The 26044-nt window shown below is 66.5% G+C and carries 24 protein-coding genes and 1 tRNA gene; 20 read left to right on the forward strand and 5 right to left on the reverse strand.

Annotated features, from left to right (window positions below; all coding sequences use genetic code 11):
• Positions 1-668: 668 nt before the first annotated feature.
• Together E3O47_RS03095 and E3O47_RS03100 are read right to left on the reverse strand one after the other, a co-directional pair.
• Positions 669-740, reverse strand: a tRNA-Arg gene (locus E3O47_RS03095).
• Between the two features lie 168 nt (positions 741-908).
• Positions 909-1562: an iron ABC transporter ATP-binding protein gene (locus E3O47_RS03100; protein WP_134419481.1), complete on the reverse strand. Its 654-nt coding sequence runs from the start codon at positions 1560-1562 to the stop codon at positions 909-911.
• Positions 1563-1615: 53 nt separating this feature from the next.
• Here E3O47_RS03100 and argS point away from each other — a divergent pair, with 53 nt between their 5' ends.
• From argS to pdxH, 10 genes are all read left to right on the forward strand, one after another.
• A complete protein-coding gene (gene argS, locus E3O47_RS03105; protein ID WP_134419483.1) occupies positions 1616-3292 on the forward strand; it encodes an arginine--tRNA ligase in 1677 nt (558 codons plus the stop codon).
• 2 nt (positions 3293-3294) lie between these two features.
• Entirely contained in the window at positions 3295-4074 is a 780-nt protein-coding gene (locus tag E3O47_RS03110) for a DUF2993 domain-containing protein (protein ID WP_134419484.1), read from the forward strand.
• 143 nt (positions 4075-4217) lie between these two features.
• A complete protein-coding gene (locus E3O47_RS03115) occupies positions 4218-4505 on the forward strand; it encodes a hypothetical protein (RefSeq protein WP_134373562.1) in 288 nt (95 codons plus the stop codon).
• A gap of 207 nt (positions 4506-4712) precedes the next feature.
• Entirely contained in the window at positions 4713-6161 is a 1449-nt protein-coding gene (gene lysA, locus E3O47_RS03120) for a diaminopimelate decarboxylase (RefSeq protein WP_134419485.1), read from the forward strand.
• A complete protein-coding gene (locus tag E3O47_RS03125; RefSeq protein WP_104099690.1) occupies positions 6158-7495 on the forward strand; it encodes a homoserine dehydrogenase in 1338 nt (445 codons plus the stop codon). Before lysA ends, E3O47_RS03125 begins: the two co-directional genes overlap by 4 nt.
• Positions 7495-8616 carry a threonine synthase gene (thrC, locus tag E3O47_RS03130; RefSeq protein ID WP_134343235.1) on the forward strand — a complete coding sequence of 374 codons (1122 nt, stop codon included), beginning with the start codon at positions 7495-7497 and terminating at the stop codon, positions 8614-8616. The genes E3O47_RS03125 and thrC overlap by 1 nt, the downstream gene beginning before the upstream one ends.
• The gene (gene thrB, locus E3O47_RS03135) at positions 8613-9566 is read left to right on the forward strand and encodes a homoserine kinase (RefSeq protein ID WP_104099692.1); all 954 of its coding nucleotides are present in this window, start codon (positions 8613-8615) and stop codon (positions 9564-9566) included. The genes thrC and thrB overlap by 4 nt, the downstream gene beginning before the upstream one ends.
• A 518-nt stretch (positions 9567-10084) precedes the next feature.
• Complete coding sequence (gene rho, locus E3O47_RS03140) at positions 10085-12694, forward strand: transcription termination factor Rho (protein ID WP_134343234.1); 2610 nt, start codon at positions 10085-10087, stop codon at positions 12692-12694.
• Positions 12694-13773 (forward strand): peptide chain release factor 1, encoded by a 1080-nt coding sequence (gene prfA / locus E3O47_RS03145; protein WP_134343233.1) that lies wholly within the window; start codon positions 12694-12696, stop codon positions 13771-13773. Before rho ends, prfA begins: the two co-directional genes overlap by 1 nt.
• A 106-nt stretch (positions 13774-13879) precedes the next feature.
• Positions 13880-14521: a pyridoxamine 5'-phosphate oxidase gene (pdxH, locus tag E3O47_RS03150; RefSeq protein WP_174722130.1), complete on the forward strand. Its 642-nt coding sequence runs from the start codon at positions 13880-13882 to the stop codon at positions 14519-14521.
• A gap of 51 nt (positions 14522-14572) precedes the next feature.
• On the opposite strand, the gene E3O47_RS03155 is transcribed toward pdxH, so the two are convergent.
• The 3 genes from E3O47_RS03155 to cysK are packed head-to-tail and all read right to left on the reverse strand — an operon-like array spanning position 14573 to position 17143.
• Positions 14573-15583, reverse strand: a complete 1011-nt coding sequence (locus E3O47_RS03155) for a 2-oxoglutarate and iron-dependent oxygenase domain-containing protein (RefSeq protein WP_104099695.1) — start codon at positions 15581-15583, stop codon at positions 14573-14575.
• Between the two features lie 13 nt (positions 15584-15596).
• Entirely contained in the window at positions 15597-16175 is a 579-nt protein-coding gene (epsC, locus tag E3O47_RS03160; RefSeq protein ID WP_104099696.1) for a serine O-acetyltransferase EpsC, read from the reverse strand.
• Positions 16176-16204: 29 nt separating this feature from the next.
• Positions 16205-17143 (reverse strand): cysteine synthase A, encoded by a 939-nt coding sequence (cysK, locus tag E3O47_RS03165; RefSeq protein ID WP_104099697.1) that lies wholly within the window; start codon positions 17141-17143, stop codon positions 16205-16207.
• A 140-nt stretch (positions 17144-17283) separates the two neighbouring features.
• On the opposite strand from cysK, the gene prmC reads away from it, so the two are divergent.
• The 10 genes from prmC to E3O47_RS03215 all read left to right on the forward strand — a co-directional run bounded on the left by prmC (position 17284) and on the right by E3O47_RS03215 (position 26042).
• Positions 17284-18165, forward strand: a complete 882-nt coding sequence (prmC, locus tag E3O47_RS03170; RefSeq protein ID WP_233191194.1) for a peptide chain release factor N(5)-glutamine methyltransferase — start codon at positions 17284-17286, stop codon at positions 18163-18165.
• Positions 18166-18205: 40 nt separating this feature from the next.
• Complete coding sequence (locus tag E3O47_RS03175) at positions 18206-19009, forward strand: L-threonylcarbamoyladenylate synthase (RefSeq protein WP_134419486.1); 804 nt, start codon at positions 18206-18208, stop codon at positions 19007-19009.
• A gap of 2 nt (positions 19010-19011) precedes the next feature.
• Complete coding sequence (locus tag E3O47_RS03180; protein WP_104099699.1) at positions 19012-20235, forward strand: MraY family glycosyltransferase; 1224 nt, start codon at positions 19012-19014, stop codon at positions 20233-20235.
• Positions 20232-20717 carry a hypothetical protein gene (locus E3O47_RS03185; protein WP_134343229.1) on the forward strand — a complete coding sequence of 162 codons (486 nt, stop codon included), beginning with the start codon at positions 20232-20234 and terminating at the stop codon, positions 20715-20717. The genes E3O47_RS03180 and E3O47_RS03185 overlap by 4 nt, the downstream gene beginning before the upstream one ends.
• A gap of 179 nt (positions 20718-20896) precedes the next feature.
• Positions 20897-21679 (forward strand): F0F1 ATP synthase subunit A, encoded by a 783-nt coding sequence (gene atpB / locus E3O47_RS03190; protein WP_104099701.1) that lies wholly within the window; start codon positions 20897-20899, stop codon positions 21677-21679.
• A 51-nt stretch (positions 21680-21730) separates the two neighbouring features.
• Positions 21731-21961: an ATP synthase F0 subunit C gene (atpE, locus tag E3O47_RS03195; protein WP_174720104.1), complete on the forward strand. Its 231-nt coding sequence runs from the start codon at positions 21731-21733 to the stop codon at positions 21959-21961.
• An 11-nt stretch (positions 21962-21972) separates the two neighbouring features.
• Positions 21973-22515: a F0F1 ATP synthase subunit B gene (locus tag E3O47_RS03200; RefSeq protein WP_104099703.1), complete on the forward strand. Its 543-nt coding sequence runs from the start codon at positions 21973-21975 to the stop codon at positions 22513-22515.
• Positions 22515-23312: a F0F1 ATP synthase subunit delta gene (locus E3O47_RS03205; RefSeq protein WP_104099704.1), complete on the forward strand. Its 798-nt coding sequence runs from the start codon at positions 22515-22517 to the stop codon at positions 23310-23312. The genes E3O47_RS03200 and E3O47_RS03205 overlap by 1 nt, the downstream gene beginning before the upstream one ends.
• Before the next feature lie 86 nt (positions 23313-23398).
• Entirely contained in the window at positions 23399-25036 is a 1638-nt protein-coding gene (gene atpA / locus E3O47_RS03210) for a F0F1 ATP synthase subunit alpha (protein WP_104099721.1), read from the forward strand.
• Positions 25037-25139: 103 nt separating this feature from the next.
• Positions 25140-26042: a F0F1 ATP synthase subunit gamma gene (locus E3O47_RS03215; protein ID WP_104099705.1), complete on the forward strand. Its 903-nt coding sequence runs from the start codon at positions 25140-25142 to the stop codon at positions 26040-26042.
• Positions 26043-26044: the final 2 nt, after the last annotated feature.

Below are 26044 nucleotides of genomic sequence, written 5' to 3' on the forward strand. Positions count from 1 at the left end.
AGTTTCTTTCCTTTGACAGTCAGAAACCTAGACAGGAAGCGGCGTGCGGCCGTTAAGGCGCTCCGAAACACCCACGGATACAGCAGGGGAGCCAAAATCTCCGTCGAATCGGTCCACCACCGGGCCCGCAGCTTCAGAGGCGGTAGCGGTATTCTCCGCGTTGCACGCGATTCCGGAGGGACCGGGGCACAGCAACCTCGCTGCTTCCGGATTCGAACGGGGGGAAGGTCTTGGTGGCAGCCGTCCCCGGCCATCGTCTGTAAGTACCGCGGTCTCGAGTCGTTGCGGTGGGGCTCCGACGACGTGCTCCCAGACCCGACCGACCGCCGCGGGCGCCGACGTCCACGTGATCCCGTCGCGCTCCTCAGCTGATCGGCGTACCCATCGGATGGCGGCGGTCCCGTCCCGGTGTGGCTCAATGGTCATCGCTGACCTGTCGGTGGCGCGGGTGACCGGTGCGACCACGGCATAGCGACGCCGAGCCTCGTCGGCGAGGACTTCATGCCGCACACCTACCGGGTCACGCATCCGGGCGTAGCCGAGCGGCAAGGCATCAGAGTCGGCGGCGAGGAGCTGTGGGCCAGTGTGGGCAAACGGCGTGACAAAGCCTTGAGATCGTGTCGCCGATCAGCCCGCGACCCGAGTGTTCGCACGGACCCTGACAGTTGTGCCCCCAGGCAGATTCGAACTGCCGCCCCTGCCTCCGGAGGGCAGTGCTCTATCCCCTGAGCTATGGGGGCCAGGGAAAACACTAGGTTATCAGCATCCTGGCAGGCGATGTTCCGCATCGAGTCCGACGGATGCGGTCGAGCCCGCCCGGCACACCATCCGAACTCGACCGGAAAGGCCGAATTCGGCAGGTTCGGGCAGGTTCAGGTGGGTTCCGCCGCGCGGTCCGCCCGGGCGTGTTACTGCAGGTTCGCGATCGCCGCGGAAACGAGTGACTCGGCGTCGCCCGGCTCGACGAACTCGCTCGAGCCCACCGTGATCCAGTAGGTGGAGGTGAAGACCTGAGCCACACCAATGCCGCCGGCAGCCGAAAAATAGCCCTCGACGGCGGGCGGCGTGCCATACGTGGGAACGATCTGGCTGGAGCTGATGGCATCGTTCTTCAGCTGCGACAGCAGCACGTCGTTGGGCTGGGTCACCGAGACCTCGATCGTTCCGTCGCTGGATTGATTGAGCAGTCCGCAATTCAGCCCCTGGTACTCTGCCGCCGTCTGACCCGCGGCGATGGTCGGCTCGAAACCGGGAGCGGTGCCGTAGCTCGGGTTGAAGGCGTAGACGTCGTCGAGGGTGAGCACCTGGTCGCAGGTAAATGTGACCGGGGTGCCTGCTGCCGTGGGGGTGGGCGTCGGCGTCGCGGTGGGCCCCGGTGTCTGCGTCGCGTCCGACGTCGACCCGGGAGTAGCTGATGGCGACGCTGCCGACGGGCTGCTTTCCGGGGTGGAACCCGAACCGCAGGCAGCCAGCGCCACGACGGCGACCGTGCCGGTGGCAAGGAGAAGGGTGGTGCGCAGGAGCCGTCCGCGCGGGAGTCTGGGCGAGAGGGAGTGAGTCACGCTTGACCTTACCAAGAGGGTTGTCTGTGACCGGGCCGGTAAGCTTGCTAGTCGTGACTCCCGCTGAGCTTTCCCAATCCCTGCTAGACCTCATCCTCCAGTTGAGCGAGAGTCGACGCGAGGCCGGAATCGACGTGACCGACGTCAACCTGACCGGGGCGGATGTCACCCTCGAGCGTCCGAGAAACCGCGACCACGGTGATTGGGCCTCCAGCATCGCGATGAAGATCGCCAAGCCACTCGGCTCCAACCCGCGCGAGGTGGCCGCCGAACTGGCTGCCGGCCTGGAACAGCTTCCCGACGTGGCCTCGGTGGACGTCGCCGGACCCGGCTTCATCAACATCCGTCTCGAGGCCGCCGCCGCCGGCGCACTCGCCAAGACCATCGTCGATGCGGGCCCCGCTTACGGCACCGGGCACCTCTACGACGGCCTCAAGATCAACCTCGAATTCGTGTCCGCCAACCCCACCGGCCCCATCCACATGGGCGGCGTGCGCTGGGCGGCCGTGGGTGACAGCCTGGCCCGGGTGCTGCAGGCGGAGGGCGCCGACGTCACCCGCGAGTACTACTTCAACGACCACGGCTCGCAGATCGACCGCTTCGCCCGCAGCGTGCTCGCCGGCTACCTCGGCGAGCCCACCCCCGAAGACGGTTACGGCGGCGCCTACATCGGAGACATCGCCGACCAGGTCGTGGCCAGCCACGAAGGCGACATCGCGGTGCTGGCCCGCGACGAGCAGCAGGAAGTGTTCCGCAGCGTCGGCGTCGATTTGATGTTCACCGAGATCAAGGAGAAGCTGCACGGCTTCGGCGTGGATTTCGACGTGTACTTCCACGAAGATTCCCTGCACGAGTCCGGCGCCGTCAACCGGGCCATCGAACGGCTGCGCGAACAGGGCCACATCTTCGAAGAAGACGGGGCCATCTGGCTGCGCACGACCACGTTCGGCGATGACCGCGACCGCGTCATCATCCGTTCCAACGGCGAACCGGCCTACATCTCCGGTGACCTCGGCTACTACCTCGACAAGCGTGAGCGCGGTTTCGACCAGAACCTGATCATGCTCGGCGCCGACCACCATGGCTATGTCGGCCGCATGATGGCCATGGTCGAGGCCTTCGGCGACGTGCCCGGTGTGAACCTGCAGATTCTGATCGGCCAGATGGTCAACCTGCTGCGCAACGGCGAACCGGTGCGGATGAGCAAGCGCGCCGGAACGATCGTCACCCTCGACGACCTCGTCGACGCCGTCGGCGTGGACGCCGGCCGCTACTCCCTAGTGCGCTCCAGCAGCGACACTCAGCTCGACATCGACCTCGACCTGCTCGGCAAGCGCACCAACGAGAACCCGGTCTTCTACGTGCAGTATGCGCATGCCCGTACCTGCTCGGTCGCCCGCAACGCGGCCACCGCGGGGGTGGAACGCACCGCATTCGCCCCGGAGCTACTCACCCACGACAGCGAATCGGCCCTGCTCGGCGTGTTGCAGGAATACCCGCGCGTCGTCGCGCAGGCCGCCGAACTGCGCGAGCCCCACCGTATCGCCCGCTACATCGAAGAGGTTGCCGGCTACTACCACCGCTGGTACGACAGCTGCCGGGTGATCCCGCTCGGCGACGAACCGATCACCGACCTGCACCGCACCCGGCTCTGGCTCAACGACGCCACCGGCCAGGTCATCCGCAACGGCCTCGGCCTGCTCGGCGTCTCCGCACCGGAACGCATGTAGGCATGGACGCGTCCGCCAGGAAATCCCGTCGTCGCGGGCTCGGGGCGTTCATCGTCGCGGGTCTGGTCGTGGTCGGGCTCGTCGCTGCTTTCTTCTTCGTCGACGGGGGCCTGCGCAGCTACGCCGAGGGCCAGATCGAGCAGGAGATCGCCTCGAACCTGCCCGACACCGTGACGGGGGACGTGGCCGTCTCCATCGGAGGCCTGTCGGTCATCGCACAGTACCTCGGCGGCAGCTTCGACCGGGTGGCCCTGGAATCAGGCACCCTGACCGTGGACGGCGTGCCGGCATCCGTGCACGTCGTGGCGACGGATGTCCCGCTCGACCAATCCCAGCCCGTCGGCGACGTGCGCGGCATCATCGACCTCGAACCCGATGCCCTCAACACCCTGCTGAGCCAGGCTCTGCCGAGCAATGTCCCCGACGCCGGCGTCGAACTCGGGAAGGACGAGATCAGCTACAGCGGCAGCCTGGAGGTGCTCGGCTTCCCGATCGGCTACCGCGCCTCGGCGACGCCGAGCGTGGACGCCGACGCACTGCTGCTCACGCCGAGCGGTGCCAGCGTCACCTCAGGCGGCGGCAGCATCAACGCCGGCAACCTGCTGTCTCGTGTTCTGGGTGAGGAACCGCTCCGCATCTGCGTGGCCCAGTACCTCCCCGAGGGGGTCACCCTCGCCGGAGTGAACGTGACCGCGGATCGAGCGCGACTCACGCTGCAGTCGAGCTCGTTGACGCTGAGCCGACAGTCGTTGACCACCCTCGGCAGCTGCACCGCCGGTTGACCCCGCACTTCATGCCCTGGCAGCACGCCGACACGCTCGCACATCGTTCGGACCGTAATCAAACCGGGGCCTGACACGACGCCCGCGGGGTCGTACACTCGAGGTATCCGCCGGTCGCGCATTCGCCTTTTCGAGGAGGCACCATGACGTTGTTGCGCATTCAACACCCCGTGCCCGACTATGGCCGCTGGAAACGTGCCTTCGATCTGGACCCGGCCGACCGCCGCGGATCCGGGGTGATCCGCTATACGATTTTCCGCTCGGTGACTGATCCGAACTTCGTCATGGTCGACCTGGAACTGGGCACCATCCGGGAAGCGGAGAAGATGCTTCTCAAGATGCGGCGCATCTGGTGCAGCAGCGGCTCGAGCGTCATGATCGACCCGGAGGCGTGGATCGTCGACGTGGCCGAAACTGCCGCGCTGGTCTGACCGCAGCCCGCCCTGCTGCCCAGCCCGCGCAGCCCGCCACGCAGCGGGACGTAACGCGATTCGGCGCTCACCGGCGGCGTTCGCTACACTCGGAACAGGTCCCCGGTCGCAGCCGACGGCATCCTTTCACTGGCTTCAGGGACCAATCCGGGTTCGCTCGCCACTCAGTGAGACACCCACTCGACATTTCCCGTGAGGTTTTCACCCGTGGCCACCAACCCGCTCGCCCCCGACTGGCTTTGCCTGTCCGACGACGCCAATGCGCTCGCCGATGGCCTCTGGCCGGCCACCATCGACCGCACCCCGCAGGGGGAACTCCTCATCGGCGGCTGCACCGCCTCCGCCCTGGCCGCCGAATTCGGCACTCCTCTTTATCTGGTCGACGAAACGGATGCCCGCGCCCGCGCGGCCTCGCTCCGCGCCGCCTTCGAGGCCGAGTTCGCTCGCATCGGTACGAGCGTGCACATCTACTACGCCGGCAAAGCGTTCCTGTCCACCGAGATCGCCCGTTGGATGCTGGCCGAAGGTCTCAACATCGACGTCTGCAGCGGCGGCGAACTCGCCGTGGCGCTGGCGGCCGGCAGCCCGCCGAACCGGCTCGGCTACCACGGCAACAACAAATCCCTGGCCGAGATCGACGAGGCCTGCCGCGTCGGCGTCGGCACCATCGTGATCGACAGCCTGGTCGAAATCGGGCGCGTCGCCGCGGCCGCCGCCCGGCACGGCATCGTGCAGGCCGTTCGGCTGCGCGTGAACAGCGGCGTGCACGCGCACACCCACGCATTCCTCGCCACGGCGCACGAAGACCAGAAGTTCGGCGTGACGCTCGATGACGCCGCGGCGCTGGTGGGCCTCATCCGGACCGAGTCGAGCCTGAGCTTCCGCGGCCTGCACTGCCACATCGGCTCGCAGATCTTCGGCGCCGACGGCTTCGCCGAATCCGCGTCGCGCCTCCTCGCCGTGCACGCCGCCCTGCTCGCAGGCGGCCCCGTCCCCGAGCTGAACCTCGGCGGCGGCTTCGGCATCGCCTACACCCTGGCCGACACCCCCACCCCGATCGGCGAGCTCGCGGCCAGCCTGGCCGACATCGTCGCCGCGCAGTGCAGCGCCCTCGGCATCCCGGTGCCCGTGGTCGCCTTCGAGCCGGGACGTTGCATCATCGGCCCGGCCGGAATCACCCTCTACGAGGTCGGAACCACCAAGTCCGTCGACGTGGCCGGCAACCCGCGCCTCTATGTCAGTGTCGACGGAGGCATGAGCGACAACGCCCGCCCCGCCCTCTACGGCGCCGACTACACCGTGCGGCTCGCCGGCCGCGTGTCGGCGGCCGACCCGGTGCTGGTGCGCCTCGCCGGCAAGCACTGCGAGAGCGGCGACATCGTCGTCGACGCTGACTATCTCCCCGGCGACGTGGCCCCGGGCGACCTGGTGGCCGTCGCGGCCACCGGCGCCTACTGCTGGTCGCTGTCGAACAACTACAACTTCCTCGGCCGGCCGGCCGTGGTCGCGGTGGCCGGCGGCATCCCGCGGATGCTGGTGCGCGGCGAGACCATCGCCGACCTGCTCGCCCGCGACACCGGGGTCTCGGCCTCGACCGGCTCGACCACCGGCTCGACCACCGGCTCGACCGATCTACCGAAGGAACCCGCCCGATGATCGAATACCGCAATCTGCGCGTCGCACTGCTGGGAGGCGGCTCCGTCGGCGCTCAGGTCGCCCGGCTGCTGCTCGAAAACAGTGAAGAACTCGCCAACCGGGTGGGTGCCAGCCTCGAGCTCGTCGGCATCCTGGTGCGCGACGTCGACGCCGAGCGCACCGTCGAACTGCCCCGCGAGCTGTTCACCACCGACGCCGAGACCCTGATCCTCGGCGCCGACGTCGTCATCGAGTTGATGGGCGGCATCGAGCCCGCACGCTCATACATTCTGATGGCGATCAACTCGGGGGCGGATGTCGTCACCGCCAACAAGGCGTTGCTGGCCACCCACGGGCCCGAACTCTTCGCCGCCGCCGACCAGGTCGGCGCACAGCTGAAGTACGAGGCGGCCGTGGCCGGTGCGATCCCGATCGTTCGGCCGCTTGGCGAGAGTCTCGGCGGCGACCAGGTCAACCGCATCCTCGGCATCGTGAACGGCACCACCAACTTCATCCTCGACCGGATGGACACTGAGGGGGACACCCTCGAGGAGGCTCTCGCCCTGGCCACCGACCTCGGCTACGCCGAGGCCGACCCGACCGCCGACATCGGCGGGTACGACGCGGCGCAGAAGGCGGCCATTCTGGCCAGCCTCGCCTTCCACACGACCGTGCCGCTCGCATCCGTCTACCGCGAGGGCATCACCGCCATCACGCCCGCGCAGATCGACTCAGCCCGCAAGGCCGGCTACGTCGTGAAGCTGCTCGCCATCTGCGAACGCCTCGTCGACGCCGAAAGCGGCCAGCAGGGCGTCTCCGCCCGGGTCTACCCGGCCATGGTTCACCGCAGCCACCCGCTCGCCTCCGTGCACGGCGCCAACAACGCGGTTTTTGTCGAAGCGGAGTCGGCCGGCAGCTTGATGTTCTACGGCGCCGGCGCCGGGGGAGTGGAGACGGCGTCCGCCGTGCTCGGCGACCTGGTGTCACTGGCCCGCCGCCACATCGCCGGTGGCCCCGGCGTTCCCGCGTCCCAGCACGCCGACCTGCCGGTCTTCGACATCGGCCAGATCGTCACGCGCTACGCCGTCACCCTGGAAGTTACCGACGAACCCGGCGTTCTCGCCACGCTCGCCAGCGTGTTCAGCGACCACGGCGTGTCCCTGGCCCTGGTCGAGCAGTCGATGACGCCGGCCCAGCCGGGCACCGCGAGTCGCTCCGCCGTCTCCGCCACGGCTACCCTAGTTATCGGAACGCACGAGGCTACGGAGGCCGCCCTGGCGGCCACCGTGACAGACCTCGCCGCGAACAGATTTGTCACCAATGTCGCATCCGTTTTGAGAGTTGAAGGAGCCTGATGTCCAGCGAACGAGAGACTCTGCCGAAACCAGTCGTGAAGACGGCTTCCCGGCAGTGGCGCGGCGTGCTGCGCGAGTACGCGGACCGCCTCAACATCACGGATGCGACGCCCATCATCACTCTCGGCGAGGGGGGCACCCCGCTGATTCCGGCTCCGGCGCTCTCCGTTCGCACGGGCGCGAAGGTCTGGATCAAGTACGAGGGCATGAACCCGACCGGTTCCTTCAAGGACCGCGGCATGACCATGGCCATCTCCAAGGCCGTCGAAGACGGTGCCAAGGCCGTCATCTGCGCGTCCACCGGCAACACCTCCGCGTCGGCCGCCGCCTACGCGACCCACGCCGGAATCCAGGCCGTCGTGCTGGTGCCCGAGGGCAAGATCGCCATGGGCAAGCTCAGCCAGGCCATCGCACACAACGCGCAGCTGCTGCAGGTGCAGGGCAATTTCGACGACTGCCTCGACATCGCCCGCGACCTCTCCGCGAATTACCCCGTGCACCTGGTCAATTCGGTCAACCCCGACCGGATCGAAGGCCAGAAGACGGCCGCCTTCGAGGTCGTCGAGGTGCTGGAAGACGCGCCGGACATCCACATCGTCCCCGTCGGCAATGCTGGCAACTACACCGCCTACACGCGCGGGTACACCGAAGAGCTCGAGCGCGGCGCCACTACGAAGCTGCCGCGCATGTTCGGGTTCCAGGCTGCTGGCAGCGCCCCGATCGTGCTCGGCCACCGCGTCGACCACCCGGAGACCATCGCCAGCGCCATCCGCATCGGCAACCCGGCATCCTGGGACCTCGCCCTCGCCGCGCGTACCCTGACCGACGGCTACTTCGGCGCGATCAGCGACGAAAAGATCCTCGAGGCCTACCGCATCCTGTCGGCCGAGGTCGGCATCTTCGTCGAGCCGGCCTCCGCGATCAGCGTCGCCGGCCTGCTCGAACGCGCCGAAGCCGGGCTCATCCCGGCCGGCTCCACCGTGGTACTCACGGTCACCGGCCACGGTCTGAAGGACCCGCAGTGGGCGCTCCGCACCGCAGACGGCTCCGACGTCAAGCCGACCATCGTGCCTGTCGACACCGCCGAAATCGCCAGCGTCCTCGGGCTGGTCCAGAAATGACCATCGCCGAGGCCCTCTCCGGCAAGTCGGTGCTCTCGGGCCGTTCCGTCACCGTGCAGGTGCCGGCGACCACGGCCAACCTCGGCCCCGGCTTCGACACCCTGGGTCTGGCCCTGGCACACCACGACCACCTCCAGGTCTCCGTTCGCGATGAGCCGGGCGTCACGGTCGAGGTGCACGGCGTCGGAGAAGGCGTGGTGCCCACCGATGAGACCAACCTCGTCGTGCGCGCCCTCATCCACGCCTTCGCCGCTTACGGCCAGGAACTGCCCGGACTGAACCTCGTTGCCCACAACGAGATCCCGCACGGCCGCGGCATGGGCTCGTCCGGCGCCGCCATCGTCGCCGGGATCATGGCCGCGAAGGGCCTGCTCGAGGGCATCGTCGACATCGACGCGGAGGCGCTTCTGGCCCTCGCGACTGAGATGGAGGGGCACCCCGACAACGTGGCGCCCGCCCTGTTCGGTGGTCTCACGATCGCGTGGATGACACCCGAGGGACCGCGTCACAAGAAGCTGATGGTGCACCGCGGCGTCAAGCCGCTCGTGTTCGTTCCGGAGCACGCCATGTCCACGGCGCTCGCCCGCAGCCTGCAGCCCGAGAGCGTGCCGCACGAAGACGCCGTCTTCAACCTGTCGCGCTCGGCCCTGCTGATCGCGGCCCTGATTCAGAGCCCCGAACTGCTCCTCGCGGCCACCGAGGACAAACTGCACCAGAGCTACCGTGCCGCCGCCATGCCGGAGACCAACCGGCTGATCACCCTGCTCCGGGAGCACGGCTTCGCCGCCGTCGTCTCCGGCGCCGGCCCATCGATCCTGGTGCTGGCCAGTGACCCAGGGCAGCGACTCGTCGCGGCCGAGCTCATCGCCGCCGAGTCCGAAACGCCCTGGCAGGCGCTGATGCTGGCCGTCGACGTGCTGGGTGCAACCGTCACCCGCACCGAGCGTTAGAGAAGCGAGTCCGAATCGATCGGTTGTGTCGCTCCCGGTCGGTCAGTCGACTGCACCGCCCGGGCAGTGTTCCTCGCAGGCGCAGCGCCCGATCCGGTGGTGAACCAATTCGACGGAGATTCTCGTGTGAAACCGCTCTTTCGGGTGAATCAGGTGCGATTTGGGCAAAATCTCCGTCGAATTCGTTCGGGACGCAGGCCGGAGCACCGAGCCGGTTGGACCCGGCAGCGGTGAATCATCGCTGACGGCTGTGAGGACTCACTCAGGTCAAGGAGTATCTGAAAGCCAAGGACACGCCGTATCCGGTCGGTCCTCGGCGTTCTTACGTTCTGCTACAGTAAAAGTGCACCCGATGGAACCGCGTAACGCCCGGCTCTCTTCTCCGGTGCATTCCCTGTAACTCACTGCTATCGCATCATCTATGCGTAGCTGTGTGTGTTCACTTCAATCCACATCACTTTGGGATTGGACCACCCGCAGCGCGTGAGACGCCGCAACAGCTTCCCTGGCCCGCTCGCATGACGCCAGGGGAAAGGACAATTTTCGTGACTGACGTCAACCTCCTCACCCCCGGTGCGGATTCCTCGCACCTCACCACCCTTCGCGTCGCCGAGCTTCTGGCTCTGGCGCTCGAGTTGGGTATCCCGGGTGCATCAAAGCTCCGCAAGGGAGAGCTCGTGGGAGCAATCACCGCCGAGCAGGCCAAGAGCGCATCCTCGGGTGTCTCCGCCGAGACCACGGCCGCCGAGGCCACGGCCGCCGACACCACGGCCGCCGTTCCCGTCGAAGAGGCGATTCCCGCGGCCGACGCCGCGACCGACGCGGCCTCGACCACCGACGTTGCTGCCAACGTCACCGGTGCCGCGCCGCGCAAGCGCGTGTCCCGCCGCGCCTCCACCGCGACCGCGGCTCCCGCCGTGGCGCACGTCAACGCTGACGGCGACCTGGGCATCGGCATGATCGTTCCGGATGACGCCGCGACCCTCCGCCGTACCACTGCCCCCACCACCTATGCCGGCGCCTTGCCGGAGTCACCCGTGACCGAGACCGTAGTCCCGGCCACGAAGCCGGCCCGCCAGGCTCGCAAACGTGCCACGTCGGTCACCGTGAAGGCAGCGGCCGAAGCCGCCGCCGCCCCCATCGTGGACACCGAGGCCCCCACCATTGAGACTGAAACAACCACCGAGGCTGCTGCCCCGGTAGAGGCGGTCGCCGAGACCGCAGTCGTGGCCGAGGAGACCCCCGAGATCACCGAGGCGGCACCCGAGACCACCGGTTCCGGCCGGTCGCGTCGCGGTAGCTCACGCGGTGGCCGCAGCGGCGGCGCCCGCAACAGCATCGATGCCCGCAACAGCATCGACGCGCGCAACAACGCCGACGAATTCGCCACGGAGACCGGAACCCAGTCCGGCACCGATACCGGCACCGAGACCGGAACCGAGCAGCACGCCCCGGTCGAGACCGTCGTCACCGATCAGGCCGAATCGACCGAGCGCGGCGACCACGCCGATCAGAGCGAACTGTCCGAGCAGACGGAACAGCCCCGACAGGGCCGCAACCGCAACCGCAGCCGCGGGGGCGACCGCACGCAGGGCGCCGAGCGTAGCGCCGAGCGCGGTGAGGAGACCGCCCGTCAGCAACGCCAGACCGGCAACCGCGGCCAGGGCCAGAGCCAGGACAATCAGAATCAGGACCGCAACCAGGGTCAGGACCGCAACCAGGGTCAGGACCGCCAGGCCCAGCAGAGCCAGGATCGCGCCCAGGACCGCCAGGACCGCCAGGAGCGTCAGGGTCAGGACCGCCAGGACCGCAACCAGGGCCAAGAGCGTCAGGGTCAGGAGCGCAACGCCGGTCCCGACCGCGCCGGACTCGAAGACGACCTGAACGGCCGTAGCAACCGCAACCGTTTCCGTGACCGCAAGCGTCGCGGCGTCACCACCGGCGACGACTTCGAGCCGGAGCTGAACGACGACGACGTGCTGATCCCCGTCGCCGGCATCCTCGACATCCTCGACAACTACGCGTTCGTGCGCACCTCCGGCTACCTGCCGGGTGCGAGCGACGTCTACGTCTCGCTCGGCCAGGTCAAGAAGTACAACCTGCGCAAGGGCGACGCCGTCGTCGGCTCCATCCGCCAGCCGCACGAAGGCGATCAGAGCGGACGCCAGAAGTACAACGCGATCGTCAAGGTCGACTCCATAAATGGCCTGACCGTCGAAGAGGCCGCGAACCGCGTCGAGTTCCAGAAGCTCACCCCGCTGTACCCGACGGAGCGGCTGCGCCTCGAAACCGAGCCGGGCAAGCTGACGCAGCGGATCATCGACCTGGTCGCCCCGATCGGTAAAGGACAGCGCGGCCTGATTGTCGCACCGCCTAAGGCCGGCAAGACCATCGTCATGCAGCAGATTGCTAACGCCATCGCCACGAACAACCCCGAGGTCCACCTCATGGTCGTCCTGGTCGATGAGCGTCCCGAAGAGGTCACCGACATGCAGCGCACGGTGAAGGGTGAGGTCATTGCCTCCACCTTCGACCGTCCCGCCGAAGACCACACCACGGTCGCCGAGCTCGCCATCGAGCGCGCCAAGCGTCTCGTCGAACTGGGCCACGACGTCGTCGTGCTGCTCGACTCGATCACCCGCCTGGGCCGCGCCTACAATCTGACGGCCCCGCCGTCGGGCCGGATCCTCTCCGGCGGCGTCGACGCGTCCGCGCTGTACCCGCCGAAGCGTTTCTTCGGCGCGGCGCGCAACATTGAGAACGGTGGCTCGCTCACCATCCTCGCCTCCGCCCTGGTGGAGACCGGATCCAAGATGGACGAGGTTATCTTCGAGGAGTTCAAGGGCACGGGCAACATGGAGCTCCGCCTGTCGCGCCACCTGGCCGACAAGCGCATCTTCCCCGCGGTGGATGTCAACGCATCCGGCACCCGGCGTGAAGAAATGCTGATGAGCGCGGACGAAGTCAAGATCACTTGGAAACTGCGACGCGCCCTCGCCGGGCTAGAACAGCAGCAGGCACTGGAGGTCATCCTCGGTCGTCTCAAGGAGACCACGTCCAACGTCGAGTTCCTGATGCAGGTTCAGAAGTCGATGCCGACCCTCGGTGGGTCAGACAAGGACCACTGATGTTCGAGTCTGTCCTGACTCTGCTGGCTGAGCACGATGAGCTCCAGTCTCAGCTGGCGGATCCCGAGCTGCACGCGAACCCGGCCCGATCGAAGAAGGTCAACCGTCGTTATGCCGAGCTCAGCCGCATCATCGCGGCCTGGCACGAGTGGAAAGAGATCGGCGAGAACCTCGATGCCGCGCGGGAACTCGCGGACGAGGACGCCGACTTCGCCGCGGAGATCCCCGGTCTGGTGGAGCAGCTGGAAAACGCGGCCGAAAAGCTGCGGCGCCTGCTGATTCCGCGCGACCCGCTCGACGCTCGCGACGTGATCATGGAGATCAAGATGGGGGAGGGCGGTGCGGAATCCGCACTATTCGCCGCCGACCTGCTCCGCATGTACCTGCACTATGCGGAGTCGAAGCGCTGGAAAACCGAGATCATCGAGCAGACCACGAGCGACCTCGGCGGCATCAAAGACATCCAGCTCGCCATCAAGGGCAACGTGAGCGACCCTGCCGAGGGCGTCTGGGCGCACCTCAAGTACGAGGGGGGCGTGCACCGCGTTCAGCGAGTGCCGGCCACCGAGTCGCAGGGACGCATCCACACCTCCGCCGCCGGCGTGCTCGTCTTCCCTGAGGTCGACGAGCCCGAAGAGGTCGAGATCAGTGCGAACGACCTCAAGATCGACGTGTACCGGTCGAGCGGCCCCGGCGGCCAGTCCGTGAACACGACCGACTCCGCCGTGCGCATCACACACCTTCCGACCGGCATCGTCGTGGCCATGCAGAACGAGAAGAGCCAGCTGCAGAACAAGGAAGCGGGCATGCGCGTTCTGCGTGCCCGCGTTCTTGCCCGGCAGCAGGAAGAAATCGACGCCGCCGCCTCCCTCGTGCGCAAGGGCCAGATCCGCACCATGGACCGGTCCGAGCGCATCCGCACGTACAACTTCCCGGAGAACCGGATTGCGGACCACCGCACCGGCTACAAGGCCTACAACCTGGATACGGTCATGAACGGCGCCCTCGACGCCGTGATCGACTCCTGCATCACGGCCGACGAAGCCACCCGGCTGGCCGAGATCGGTGATCACGACTGATCAACCCCGCACGCAGCGGTTGCCCAGCCGTCGGTCTCTCGTAGTCTGGAGAGAACGGAGGCTGGGCTTTTCGCATCCACCGTTCGACAACGAGGCGAGGATGCTGATGGAATCCCTGACGAGTCACACCGACTACGGTGCTGTGAGCCTGACCGAGGCGCAGGTGAACTCTGACCCGTTGCTCGAGTTCGCGACCTGGCTGGCGGCCGCTGAGGGAGCCGGGCTGTATGAGCCGAACGCCATGGTCGTCGGCACCATCGACCCCGACGGGCGGCCGAGCAGCCGCACGGTTCTGCTCAAGGGGCTCGACGGCAGCGGGTTCGAGTTCGTCACCAACTACGACTCGCGCAAGGGGCGCGCGCTCCGGAAGAATTCCGGTGTGACGCTGCTATTCCCCTGGTATCCGATGCAGCGCCAGGTGATCGTCTACGGCACTGCCCACGCCACGGATGCCGCCGTCAGCGACGCCTATTTCGCGCGTCGTCCGCGGCCCGCCCGCATCGCCGCCCTGGCCAGTGAGCAATCGGAACCGATCGTGAGCCGCGAACTGCTCGAAGAGCAGGTGCGCGCGGTCGAGCGGCGTTACCCCGACGACATGGAGATCCCGCGGCCCACCGACTGGGGCGGGTTCCGGGTCATTCCGCACGCAATCGAGTTCTGGCAGGGCCGCACGTCCCGGCTGCACGACCGCCTGCGTTTCACGGCGCTGGAGGGCGGAGGCTGGGCGCTGGAGCGCCTCCAGCCGTAGCGCCCGCCAGGGCAGCGACGATCGCTGCGCCGGCAACGGCGGCTGCGGTGGCTACTCGGCGAGGTCGGAGTAGTGGATGGCCGCCACGTCCGGGTGCGCGCGCAGTCGGCTCTTCAGGGCGTTCTCCCCGTAGGTGGAGAAGATCGGGTTGTTCGGGTCGGCCGTGACCCCGGGCGCCTCGAGGGAGTCCGCCAAACTGAGCAGCGGGATGGTCGCGTCGAGCGCGGGGCCGAAGAAGAACGGAATCGAGACCCGGTCGTCTCCGATCAGAGGCGAGATCACCCGGTGCACGGTGGCCTTGAGGTAGCCGTTCGTGGCCACCTCCAGCAGCTCGCCGATGTTGACCACGAAGGCGCCGTCGAGCGGGGGAGCGTCGATCCAGTCGCCATCCTTCTCCACCTGCAGGCCACCCTTGCCGGGTTCGACGAACAGGAGGGTCAGCACCCCGGAGTCCTTGTGCGCGCCGACGCCCTGCCGGGGAGTGGGATCGGATTTGCCGGGGTAGCGCACGATCTTGATCAGGGTGAACGGCTTCTCGACGAAGGCCGCGTCGAACACGTGCTCGTCGGCACCGAGCGACAGCGCCCAGGCCTGCATCAGGCGGAGGGCGACCGCGGTGAGCTCTTCGCGCCAGAGGGTCATCACTTCTCGTAGCGCGGGGAGAGTGGACGGCCACTGGTTCGGTCCCTCGAGACGCCGGTAGGCGGCATCCGTGGGCCGCGGAAGTGCCGGGCGCTCCGGCCCGATGTCTATCTGCTCGCGCCAGTCAACCGTACCCTGGGTGAGCTCGCCGCCCACGCGGGTGTAGCCGCGGAAGTGCGGGCTCCTCAGATTCTCGATCGCCATCTTGTCGGCTTCGGGGAGGGCGAAGAAGGCTCGGGCGGTGCGCATGACCCGATCCGTGAGGTCCGCGGGCACGCCGTGACCGGTCAGGTAGAAGAACCCGAAGGAGTGGGTGGCCTCCCGCAGATCGGCTCGAAAAGCCTCCGCCTCCGCATCGCCCCGGTCAAGCCGCGAGAGGTCGAGTACGGGGAGGGTGAGGGCGGCGGTATCGGTGGTCATTGGTCTCTGTCCCTCAGTCGTCGCCGGGCAGCAGCCCGCGGGCGGATTCGATGGTATCGGTCTTGGCCGGCTGCACGATGGCCGGGATCCCCAGCAGCAGCGACTTGGGTGGGGCATCCCGGGTCACCACCGCGTTGGCGCCGATGGTACTCCAGGCGCCGATGACGATGGGCCCGAGCACCTTGGCGCCGGCGCCGATCGTCACCCCATCGTGCAGGGTGGGGTGCCGCTTCTCCCCCCGGGCCACCCCGTGCCGGGTCTTCCCGCCGAGGGTGACCCCGTGGTAGAGCATCACGTCATCGCCGATGTCCGAGGTCTCCCCGATCACCACGCCCATGCCGTGGTCGATGAACAGCCTTCGGCCGATGCGGGCGCCGGGGTGGATCTCGATCCCGGTCAGGAACCGGGTGAACTGCGACAGGAGCCGGGCCGGGAGCCGCAATTCGGCCTCCCACAGCCGGTGGGACACTCGATACGACCACACGGCGTGCAGACCGCTGTACGCCAGGAACACCTCGATGTTGCTGCGGGCGGCCGGGTCGTGGGCGCGCGCCATCGCCAGGTCCTCACGGATGCTCGAAAAGACACCCATTCGCTGCGTCGCCGGCCCGGTTTCGCCGACTAGTCCAGCAGGTCCTCGTAGAGCACCGTGGAGAGGTACCGTTCGCCGAAACTCGGCATGATGGCCACGATGGTCTTGCCGGCGTTCTCGGGGCGCTTGGCCTGTTCGATTGCCACCCAGACAGCCGATCCGCCGGAAATGCCGGAGAGGATGCCCTCATCCGTTGCCAGCGCGCGCGCCGTGGACACGGAGTCGGCGAGCGTGACGTCGGTGACCTCGTCGTAGACGTGCGTGTCGAGAACGTTCGGTATGAAGTTGGCGCCGAGACCCTGGATCTTGTGCGGTCCGGGCTTGCCGCCGGTGAGGATGGGGGAGTCGATCGGCTCGACGCCGACGATGCGTACGGATGGCTTGCGTTCCTTGAGCAGCTGGCCGGTGCCCGTGATGGTCCCTCCGGTGCCGATTCCGGCGACGAGGATGTCGACGGCTCCCGCGGTATCGTCCCAGATCTCGACGCCGGTGGTCGCATAGTGGATGGCCGGGTTGGCCGGGTTGTCGAACTGGCGGGCCAAAATCGCCCCGGGGGTGGCGGCCGCGATTTCCTCGGCCGTCGTGACCGCGCCGCGCATGCCGTCGGAGCCCGGCGTCAGCACGATCCGGGCGCCGTAGGCGCGCAGCAGCTGGCGGCGTTCGCGGCTCATGGTCTCCGGCATCGCCAGGATGACCGTGTATCCGCGGGCGGCGCCCACCATGGCGAGAGCGATCCCGGTGTTGCCGCTGGTACCCTCGACAATGGTTCCACCCGGAGCCAGCTCGCCCGAGGCCTCGGCCGCATCGACGATCGCGATCCCGATCCGGTCCTTCACACTGCCCGAGGGGTTGTAGAACTCCAGTTTCACCAGCACGGTCGCGTCGAGGCCGGCGGTGAGTCGGTTTAGCTTGACCAGAGGGGTCTTGCCGACTGCAGCAGTGATATCGGAGTAAATCTGTGCGGGCATCGGTGGTCGCCTTTCGATCGGGGTCAGGAACCTCGCCCAGCCTACGGCTCCGGCATTGGGCGTGTGCGTGCGTTACATTTCAATACGTGACAACTTCGCACGGCCACCATTCCATTCCCATCAGCTTAATTCCTACCGACATTGTTCCCACCGACATTGCCGAATTGCGCACCCGTGCCATCGACTCCCTTTCCCAGGCGGGGATCAGCGACCCCGACGTCGACGCCGATCTCCTGATCGGTCACGTTCTCGCCCAGAGCCGCGGCCAGGTGCAGGCCGCCGCCATCCTGCGCACCGCCCTGGGCGCCACGGATGCCGCTGCCATCCGTGAACTCGTTCGTCGCCGCTGCCTGCGCGAGCCGCTGCAGCACATCACCGGGCGGGCACCCTTCCGCTCCCTCGACCTGTTCGTCGGACCGGGCGTGTTCGTTCCCCGCCCCGAGACGGAGCAGGTGGCGCAGTTCGCCATCGACGCGCTCCGGGCACTGCCCGACGCGGAGCCGATCGGGGTGGACCTCGGCACCGGTAGCGGCGCGATAGCCCTTTCCCTGGCGGTCGAGGTGCCGAACGCGCGCATCTGGGCGGTCGAGAACTCGCCGGAGGCCTTCCCCTATACCTCCCGCAACTTCGAGCAGGTAGCCGCGCCGAATGCCACGCTGGTGTTCGGCGACCTCACCGAAGAGCTCACCGAACTCGACGGAACCGTGGCCGTGGTCATCTCCAACCCGCCCTACATTCCGACGGATGCGATCCCGCGCGACCCCGAGGTACGCCTCTTCGACCCGGCCCGCGCCCTGTTCGGCGGCCCCGACGGGCTCGACGTGGTGCGGCACGTCTCCCGCACGGCCCTGCGCCTCCTGCGTCCTGGCGGCCAGATCGTGATCGAGCACGGTGAGTTGCAGGGGGCGCAGATCCGTGCCCTCCTGGCCGCCGACGGCTGGCGCGTCCCGGCCACTCACCGCGACTACACCACCCGCGACCGCGCCACCACGGCCCTCGCCCCCGTTCCCGCCGATCGGTGAGGGCGGTTCCCTCTGGGCGGCTGCAGTAGAATCAGGCACAATGACTCGCATCTATGACTGCTCGGTTGACACGGAATACGCGGCCGGCTTGAGGCTCGCGCGCTCGGCCATCGGTCGCGGCGCGCTCGTTGTCATCCCCACCGACACGGTCTACGGCGTCGCCGCAGACGCCTTCGACCCGGAGGCGGTGCAGCGCCTTCTCGACGCCAAGGGCCGCGACCGTTCCTCGCCGCCGCCCGTGCTGATCCCCGGAATTCCCACCCTCGACGCCCTGGCCCAGAACATTCCGCAACCGGTGCGCGAGCTCGTCGCCGTGTTCTGGCCCGGTGGTCTGACGGTGGTGCTGAACGCCCAGCCGTCGCTCGCCTGGGACCTCGGTGACACCCGCGGCACGGTGGCCCTGCGGATGCCGAGCAACCCGGTTGCCCTCGACCTCCTCTCCGAGACGGGACCCTTGGCCGTGTCATCCGCCAACACCAGCGGCCGGCCCTCCGCGATCGACGCGGAAGGCGCCGAAGAGATGCTCGGCGGCAGCGTGGCCGTCTACCTCGACGGCGGAACGGCCGGACTCGGCTACGAACCCATCGGCGACCGGCCCGGGGATACCTCGTCGACCATCGTGGATGCCTCCGGCTTCGACTCCAACGGTGGCAAGGTCGTCATCGTGCGGAACGGCGTGATCTCACGGGAGGCCATCGAAGGCGTCATCGGAGAGGCGCTCGCGCCGATCGGGTTCGGCGCGCCTGCGGACAAGCCCGCTGCCGAAACCACCACCGAGTCGGCCACCGAGCCCGTCACCGAAGTGAGGGCCGAACCGGTCGATCCCACGGCAGACGCTCGATAGCCATGACCGTCTTCGTCCTGCTCAGCCTGGTCTCGGCCCTGGTGACCTTCGGGTTCTCAGTTCTTGTACTCAAGCTCAGTCACCGCTACCGCCTCTACCCGAAGATCCGCGAGCGCGATGTGCACACGCGGCCCACGCCCCGCCTCGGCGGAATCGCGATCTTCGTCGGCATCGTCACCGCCTTCGGTGTGGCCTACCTGGTTGCGGCCCGCTTCGCGCCGCTGCGACTCATCTTCAGTGACCCCCAGCAGATCCTCGCCATCCTGGGTGCAGCCCTGCTGATCGTGCTGCTGGGAGTGGCCGACGATCTCTGGGACCTCGACTGGATGACCAAACTGGCCGGGCAGTTCATCGCTGCCGGCCTCATCGCCTGGCAGGGCGTGCAGGTGTTGTCGCTGCCGATCGGCGGCCTGACCGTCGGGTCGTCCTGGATGTCGATCCTGATCACCGTGATCGTGATCGTGATCGTGATGAACATGATCAACTTCATCGACGGGCTCGACGGACTCGTGGCCGGCGTCGCGCTCATCGCGAACGGAGTGTTCTTCCTCTACAGCTACCTGCTGGCCCGGGACACCTCCCCGAGCAACTACTTCAACCTCGCCTCACTGATCGCTGCCGTCCTGGTGGGTGCCTGCGTCGGCTTCCTGCCGCTCAACTGGCGGCCGGCGAAACTGTTCATGGGTGATGCGGGCGCCCTCCTGGTGGGTCTGCTGATGGCCACGTCCGCGATCGCGATCACGGGCCAGGTCGACCCGACCGCCGTGAACCGGTCGCAGCTCTTCCCGGCGTTCATCCCGATCATCCTGCCCGTCGCCATCCTGATCATTCCGCTTCTCGACTTCGGTCTGGCGGTGTTCCGGCGCGTCCGGGCCGGCAAATCACCCTTCAGCGCCGACCGCAAGCACCTGCACCACCGGCTACTGGACATGGGCCATTCGCACCTGCATGCCGTTTTGATCTTCTACGGCTGGACCGCGGCGGCATCCGTCGGTTGCCTGCTCTACTTTCTGCTCCCGGTGTATTTCGGGCTGCCCACCTGGTATGCCACAATTTTCCTGATCGTCGCGCTGCTGATCTGCACCCTCGTCACGCTGGCTCCGTTGAGTCGGCGCAAGGCCGTCGAGTCCGCCAGCCAACTCGCCCGAACGGCCGAACACAGAGAAGAAATCGCCCGACTCGACCGCCTCGATGAGGCGTCGGCGACGGTGGAGGAAAACGTATGAACGCACCCGATCCCACCAGCTTGCCCACCACGCTCCGAGCGGTGCCATCGAACGCCAGGGGAGTCCTGACCGCAGTCCTTCGATACACAGGCTTCCTCGCGATTGCCATCGCGATCGTCGGCGGCGGACTCGGCTACCTTTTCGCGTCAACCGAAGGCCTCATCAGCGCCTTCATCGGCACCGCGCTTGCCGTGCTGTTCGCTTCGATCACTGCCGTGAGCATCATCGGGGCCATGCGGTTCGACATTGCCGCTTTTTTCGGCATCGTGATGGGGGCATGGCTGCTGAAAATCGTCGTGTTCATCGTGATACTCGCTCTGCTTCGGGATGCTTCCTTCGTGCAGACGACAGTTCTGTTCATCACCGTCATTGCCGGAGCCATCGGCACCATGATCGTCGACGTCCTGGTGGTCTTCCGCTCCCATTTGGGCTACGTGAGTGACGCCGTGCTCCCAAAAAAATCCGACCACCCCAGGTCCTGACCGGAACAGGGGCGGTCGATTAGTCGCCGTGAGCGAAAGTTGATAGAGTCAAAAAACTGTCACCGGCCGCAGTGTGATCCACTGCGCCACAGACCACACTTGACCATTGTCGCCGTTGTGCATCCGCACAGAAACAGGAGATAGCGCTGTTGTATTACGCTGCGAACTTACTGGTTCCCATGGCTACCGGCGATGAGTTTCAGGCTCCGGGCATCAGTGAGTTCCTTGGTCTCCCCGCGTTGTTCTTTGAGGGAACGCCCTTCGAGATCAACCGGATAATCCTGGTCCGCATCCTCGCCGTAGCCGTGATGCTCCTGCTTTTCTGGCTCGCCCTGCGCAAACCATCCCGAGTCCCTGGCCGCGGTCAGAGCATCGCCGAGCTTGTACTGGGTTTTGTCCAGGTGCAGATCGCCGATCAGATCCTCGGCAAGGAGATGGGTCGCCGTTACCTGCCCCTGTTGGCCGGCATGTTCTTCGGCATCCTTGCGATGAACGTCACGGGCGTAATCCCGGCCCTGAACATCTCGGGCACGGCACTCATCGGCATGCCCCTGCTGCTCGGTCTCGTCGCCTACGTCGTGTTCATCTACGCGGGTATCAAGCAGCTCGGCGCCGCCAAGTTCTTCAAGAATTCGCTCTTCCCGGCCGGTGTGCCGTGGCCGATCTACATCTTGCTCGCCCCGATCGAGTTCATCAATATCTTTATCGTGCGGCCGATCTCGCTCGCTTTGCGACTCCTGCTCAACATGATGGTCGGACACCTCCTGCTCGTGCTGTGCTTTGGGGCGACGAGCTTCTTCATCTTCACTGCAGGTGGCTGGTTGGGGCTCTTCGGAATCGGGACGCTGGCGTTCGGGTTCATCTTCACTTTCGTCGAGTTCGCCGTGTTCATCCTCCAGGCGTACATTTTCACCCTCTTGACCGCGGTGTACGTCCAACAGGCCGTGGCTGAAGAGCACTGACACACACAACTGCGTCGACCGACGTCGTTTTCGATTGAAAGGACACACATAGTGGAATCCACCATTCTTGCCGAGATCACCGGCAATATCGCCACCGTAGGCTACGGTCTTGCCGCGATCGGCCCGGGTATCGGCATCGGTATCGTCGCCGGAAAGACCGTTGAAGCCATGGCTCGCCAGCCCGAACTCGCAGGCCGTCTCCAGGTCACCATGTTCCTCGGCATAGCGTTCACGGAGCTCCTTGCATTCATCGGTGTAGCCGTCTTCTTCATCTTCGTCTAGGGATCGCCACCATGCCTGAGCTTGTTCTGGCAGCAGAAGCGGAAACGAATCCGTTCCTTCCTGCCATCTACGACATCACCTGGTCGGCTGTTGTCTTCCTGGTCGTCATGGTCTTCTTCGTGCGCTTCGCGATCCCGCGCTTCCGCCAGATCCTCGACGATCGTGCGGAGGCCATTGAGGGCAACATCGCCAAGGCAGATGATGCGCAGCGCAAGGCCGAAGCTGCTCTCGAGCAGTACACGACCCAGCTGGCCGAGGCGAGGGCCGAGGCCGGCAGGATCCGCGACGCCGCCCGCGTCGACGGACAGACGATCGTGAACGAGCTCAAGGAGCAGGCCGTCATCGCCGCCGCTCGGGTAACCGCGACGGCGAAGGCTCAGATCGTGGCCGAACGACAGGCCGCAGTGATCTCCCTGCGCAGCGAAGTCGGCACACTGGCCATCGACCTGGCCTCCGGCGTCATCGGCGAAAGCCTGACCAACGACGAAAAGGCCAGCGGCATCGTCGACCGATTCCTGGCTGACCTCGAGGCCTCGGAGAAAGTGGTCCGGTAATGGGTAGCGCCACCAGGGAAGCCTTAGTCTCAACACGGGCGGTTCTGTCCCGTCCCGGGGGAACGAACGACCTCGCGACCGGCGTCAATTTGTTGAACTCCGGTCGTGTGATTGGCCACACGTCACAGCTCCGGTCGGCTTTGGTCGACCCGTCAGCGGATGCGGCGGCGAAGGCCACCCTCGTGAGCGCAATCTTCTCGGGCGCAATGACGCCGACCGCGCTGGAGCTGCTTCAAGCCGCCTCCGCCGCACGCTGGTCGAACCACACCGATCTCCTGGCCGGCATCGAGGACCTCGGCCTGCGGGTGATTGCGTCTTCGGCCACGGTCCCAGGGCAGGTCGCGGAGGAACTGTTCGCGTTCGGCAAGACCGTGTCGTCCAACGGCGAGCTCGAGCTCGCCCTCGCCTCAAAGCTCGGCACCACAGCGGCCAAGGTGAGTGTTGTTGACGCCCTCCTGGCCGGCAAGGTCTCCGAACAGACGCTCGCGATTGTTCGACACCTGGTGCAGCAGCCCCGCGGCCGCCGCATCGGAGAATTGCTGCGCTACGCCGCATCCATCGTCGCGGACCAGTCGGACAGCTCGATCGCCACGATCACGTCGGCCGCCGCGTTGGCTCCGGAGCAGGTTGATCGCCTTCGAGCCAGCCTCACGGTGCGCTATGGGCGTCGGCTCACGATCAATGAGGTTGTCGACCCCGAAATTGTCGGGGGCGTCCGCGTTCAAATCGGTGACGACGTCATCGATGGCAGCATTGCCACCCGTCTTAAAGATCTGAGAATCCAGCTCGCTGGCTGACCGCTTCAGTCAGTACCACACACCTCGGGACGGCAGCGTCTCGTGCACGACAGAACCTGTACACCCAGTACAGAAAAGGGAAGATGATGGCAGAACTAACGATCAGCCCCGATGAGATCCGTGACGCTCTCCAGGACTTCGTGAAGTCCTACGAGCCGAACAAGACCGCGACGACCGAGGTTGGCTACGTCACCACGGCCGGCGACGGCATCGCGCACGTCGAGGGCCTTCCCAGCGTGATGGCGAACGAGCTCATCACGTTCGCGGACGGCACCCTCGGCCTCGCCCAGAACCTGGACGAAGACGAGATCGGCGTCGTCGTTCTCGGCGAGTTCGCCGGAATCGTCGAGGGCATGGAGGTGCACCGCACTGGTGAGGTCCTCTCCGTACCCGTCGGCGACGGCTACCTCGGCCGCGTCGTCGACCCGTTGGGGGCGCCCATCGACGGGCTCGGCGAGATCAAGAGCGAAGGCCGCCGCGCGCTGGAGCTACAGGCACCCGGCGTGATGGATCGCAAGTCGGTTCACGAGCCCATGCAGACCGGAATCAAGGCCATCGACGCCATGATCCCGATCGGCCGCGGCCAGCGTCAGCTGATCATCGGAGACCGCCAGACCGGCAAAACCGCGATCGCGATTGACACGATCATCAACCAGAAGGCCAACTGGGCGACGGGCGACGTGAACAAGCAGGTTCGTTGCATCTACGTCGCCATCGGTCAGAAGGGTTCCACGATCGCCGCCGTCAAGGGTGCGCTCGAGGATGCCGGAGTCATGGAGTTCACGACCATCGTCGCGTCCCCGGCCTCCGACCCGGCCGGCTTCAAGTACCTCGCCCCGTACACCGGCTCGGCCATCGGTCAGCACTGGATGTACGCCGGCAAGCACGTCCTCGTCATCTTCGACGACCTGTCCAAGCAGGCCGAGGCCTATCGTGCGGTGTCGCTGCTTCTGCGCCGCCCGCCGGGACGTGAGGCGTACCCCGGCGACGTGTTCTACCTGCACTCCCGTCTGCTCGAGCGTTGCGCCAAGCTGTCCGACGCCCTCGGTTCCGGATCGATGACCGGCTTGCCGATCATCGAGACCAAGGCGAACGATGTCTCTGCCTACATCCCGACCAACGTGATCTCGATCACCGACGGCCAGATCTTCCTGCAGTCCGACCTGTTCAACGCCAACCAGCGTCCCGCGGTCGACGTGGGCATCTCGGTCTCCCGAGTCGGCGGTGACGCTCAGGTCAAGTCGATCAAGAAGGTCTCCGGCACTCTGAAGCTCGAGCTGGCGCAATACCGGTCGCTCGAGGCCTTCGCGATGTTCGCCTCCGACCTCGACGCGACGAGCCGTCGCCAGCTCGGTCGTGGCGCACGCCTGACCGAGCTGCTCAAGCAGCCGCAGTACTCGCCGTACCCCGTCGAAGACCAGGTCGTCTCGATCTGGGCCGGCACGAACGGCAAGTTCGACGAGGTGCCCGTGGCCGACGTCCTGCGCTTCGAGCGTGGCCTGCTCGACCACCTGGGCCGCACCACGAGCGTACTCACGACACTGCGCGACACCAACGTTCTCGACGACGCGACCATCGCGACGCTCGAGATCGAGGTCGACAAGTTCAAGCAAGGATTCCAGACGGGCGAGGGCAAGCCGCTCGCCTCGGTGGGCAAGGAAGTCTTCGAGGCGATTCCCGCTGACAAGGTCAACCAGGAAAAGATCGTCAAGCACCGCCGCTAAGTGACATCGGCCGCGCTCCCGACTCGTTCGAGCCGCGGGGCGCGGCCGGCATCACTCGATCGTCCGCACCAATTCAGCACTGACAAGGAAGCACAGGAGACACATGGGAGCGCAACTTCGGGTCTACCGGCAGAAGATCAAGTCTGCCCAGACGACTAAGAAGATCACTCGGGCCATGGAGTTGATCTCTGCCTCGCGCATTCAAAAGGCCAAGGCTCGCGTCGCCGCGTCAACCCCGTTCGCTCGTGCCGTCACGCAGGCGGTGTCCGCGGTAGCGACGTACTCGAATGTCGCCCACGTGCTCACGACCGAACCGGAGAAGATCGAGCGCGCTGCGGTCGTCATCTTCGCCTCCGACCGTGGTCTCGCGGGGGCGTTCAGCTCGCAGGTGCTGCGTGAGGCCGAATCGCTCAGCGAGCTGCTGCGCAGCCAGGGTAAGGACATCGTCTACTTCCTGGTGGGTCGCAAGGCCGCGTCGTACTTCAATTTCCGCCGCCGCGTCTCCGAGCGCATTTGGACCGGTTCCACCGATCAGCCGCAGTACGAGACCGCATGCGATATCAGCGACGCGCTGCTCGAGGCCTTCCTCCGCGAAGCGGACGACGGTGGCGTCGACGAGATTCACGTCGTCTACAACCGGTTCGTCAGCATGGTCACCCAGCTTCCTCAGGTTGTCCGGCTGCTTCCCCTCGAGGTCGTGGAGGGCGGTGAGGAGCCTGGTGATAATCAGGTCCTGCCACTCTATGAGTTCGAACCGGACGTTGAAACGGTGCTGGACTCGCTCCTGCCCGTCTACATCGAGAGCCGTATCTTCAACTCCATGCTGCAGTCCGCCGCAGCCGAGCACGCCGCACGTCAGAAGGCCATGTCATCGGCCTCCGACAACGCGGACAAGCTAATCAAGGACTACACCCGGCTGTCCAACAACGCCCGGCAGACCGAGATCACGTCGCAGATTTCCGAGATCGTGGGTGGAGCCGACGCGCTCTCATCCGCCAAGCACTAAAC

The organism is Cryobacterium sp. TMT2-17-1, from assembly GCF_004402765.1.
Classification (GTDB): domain Bacteria; phylum Actinomycetota; class Actinomycetes; order Actinomycetales; family Microbacteriaceae; genus Cryobacterium; species Cryobacterium sandaracinum.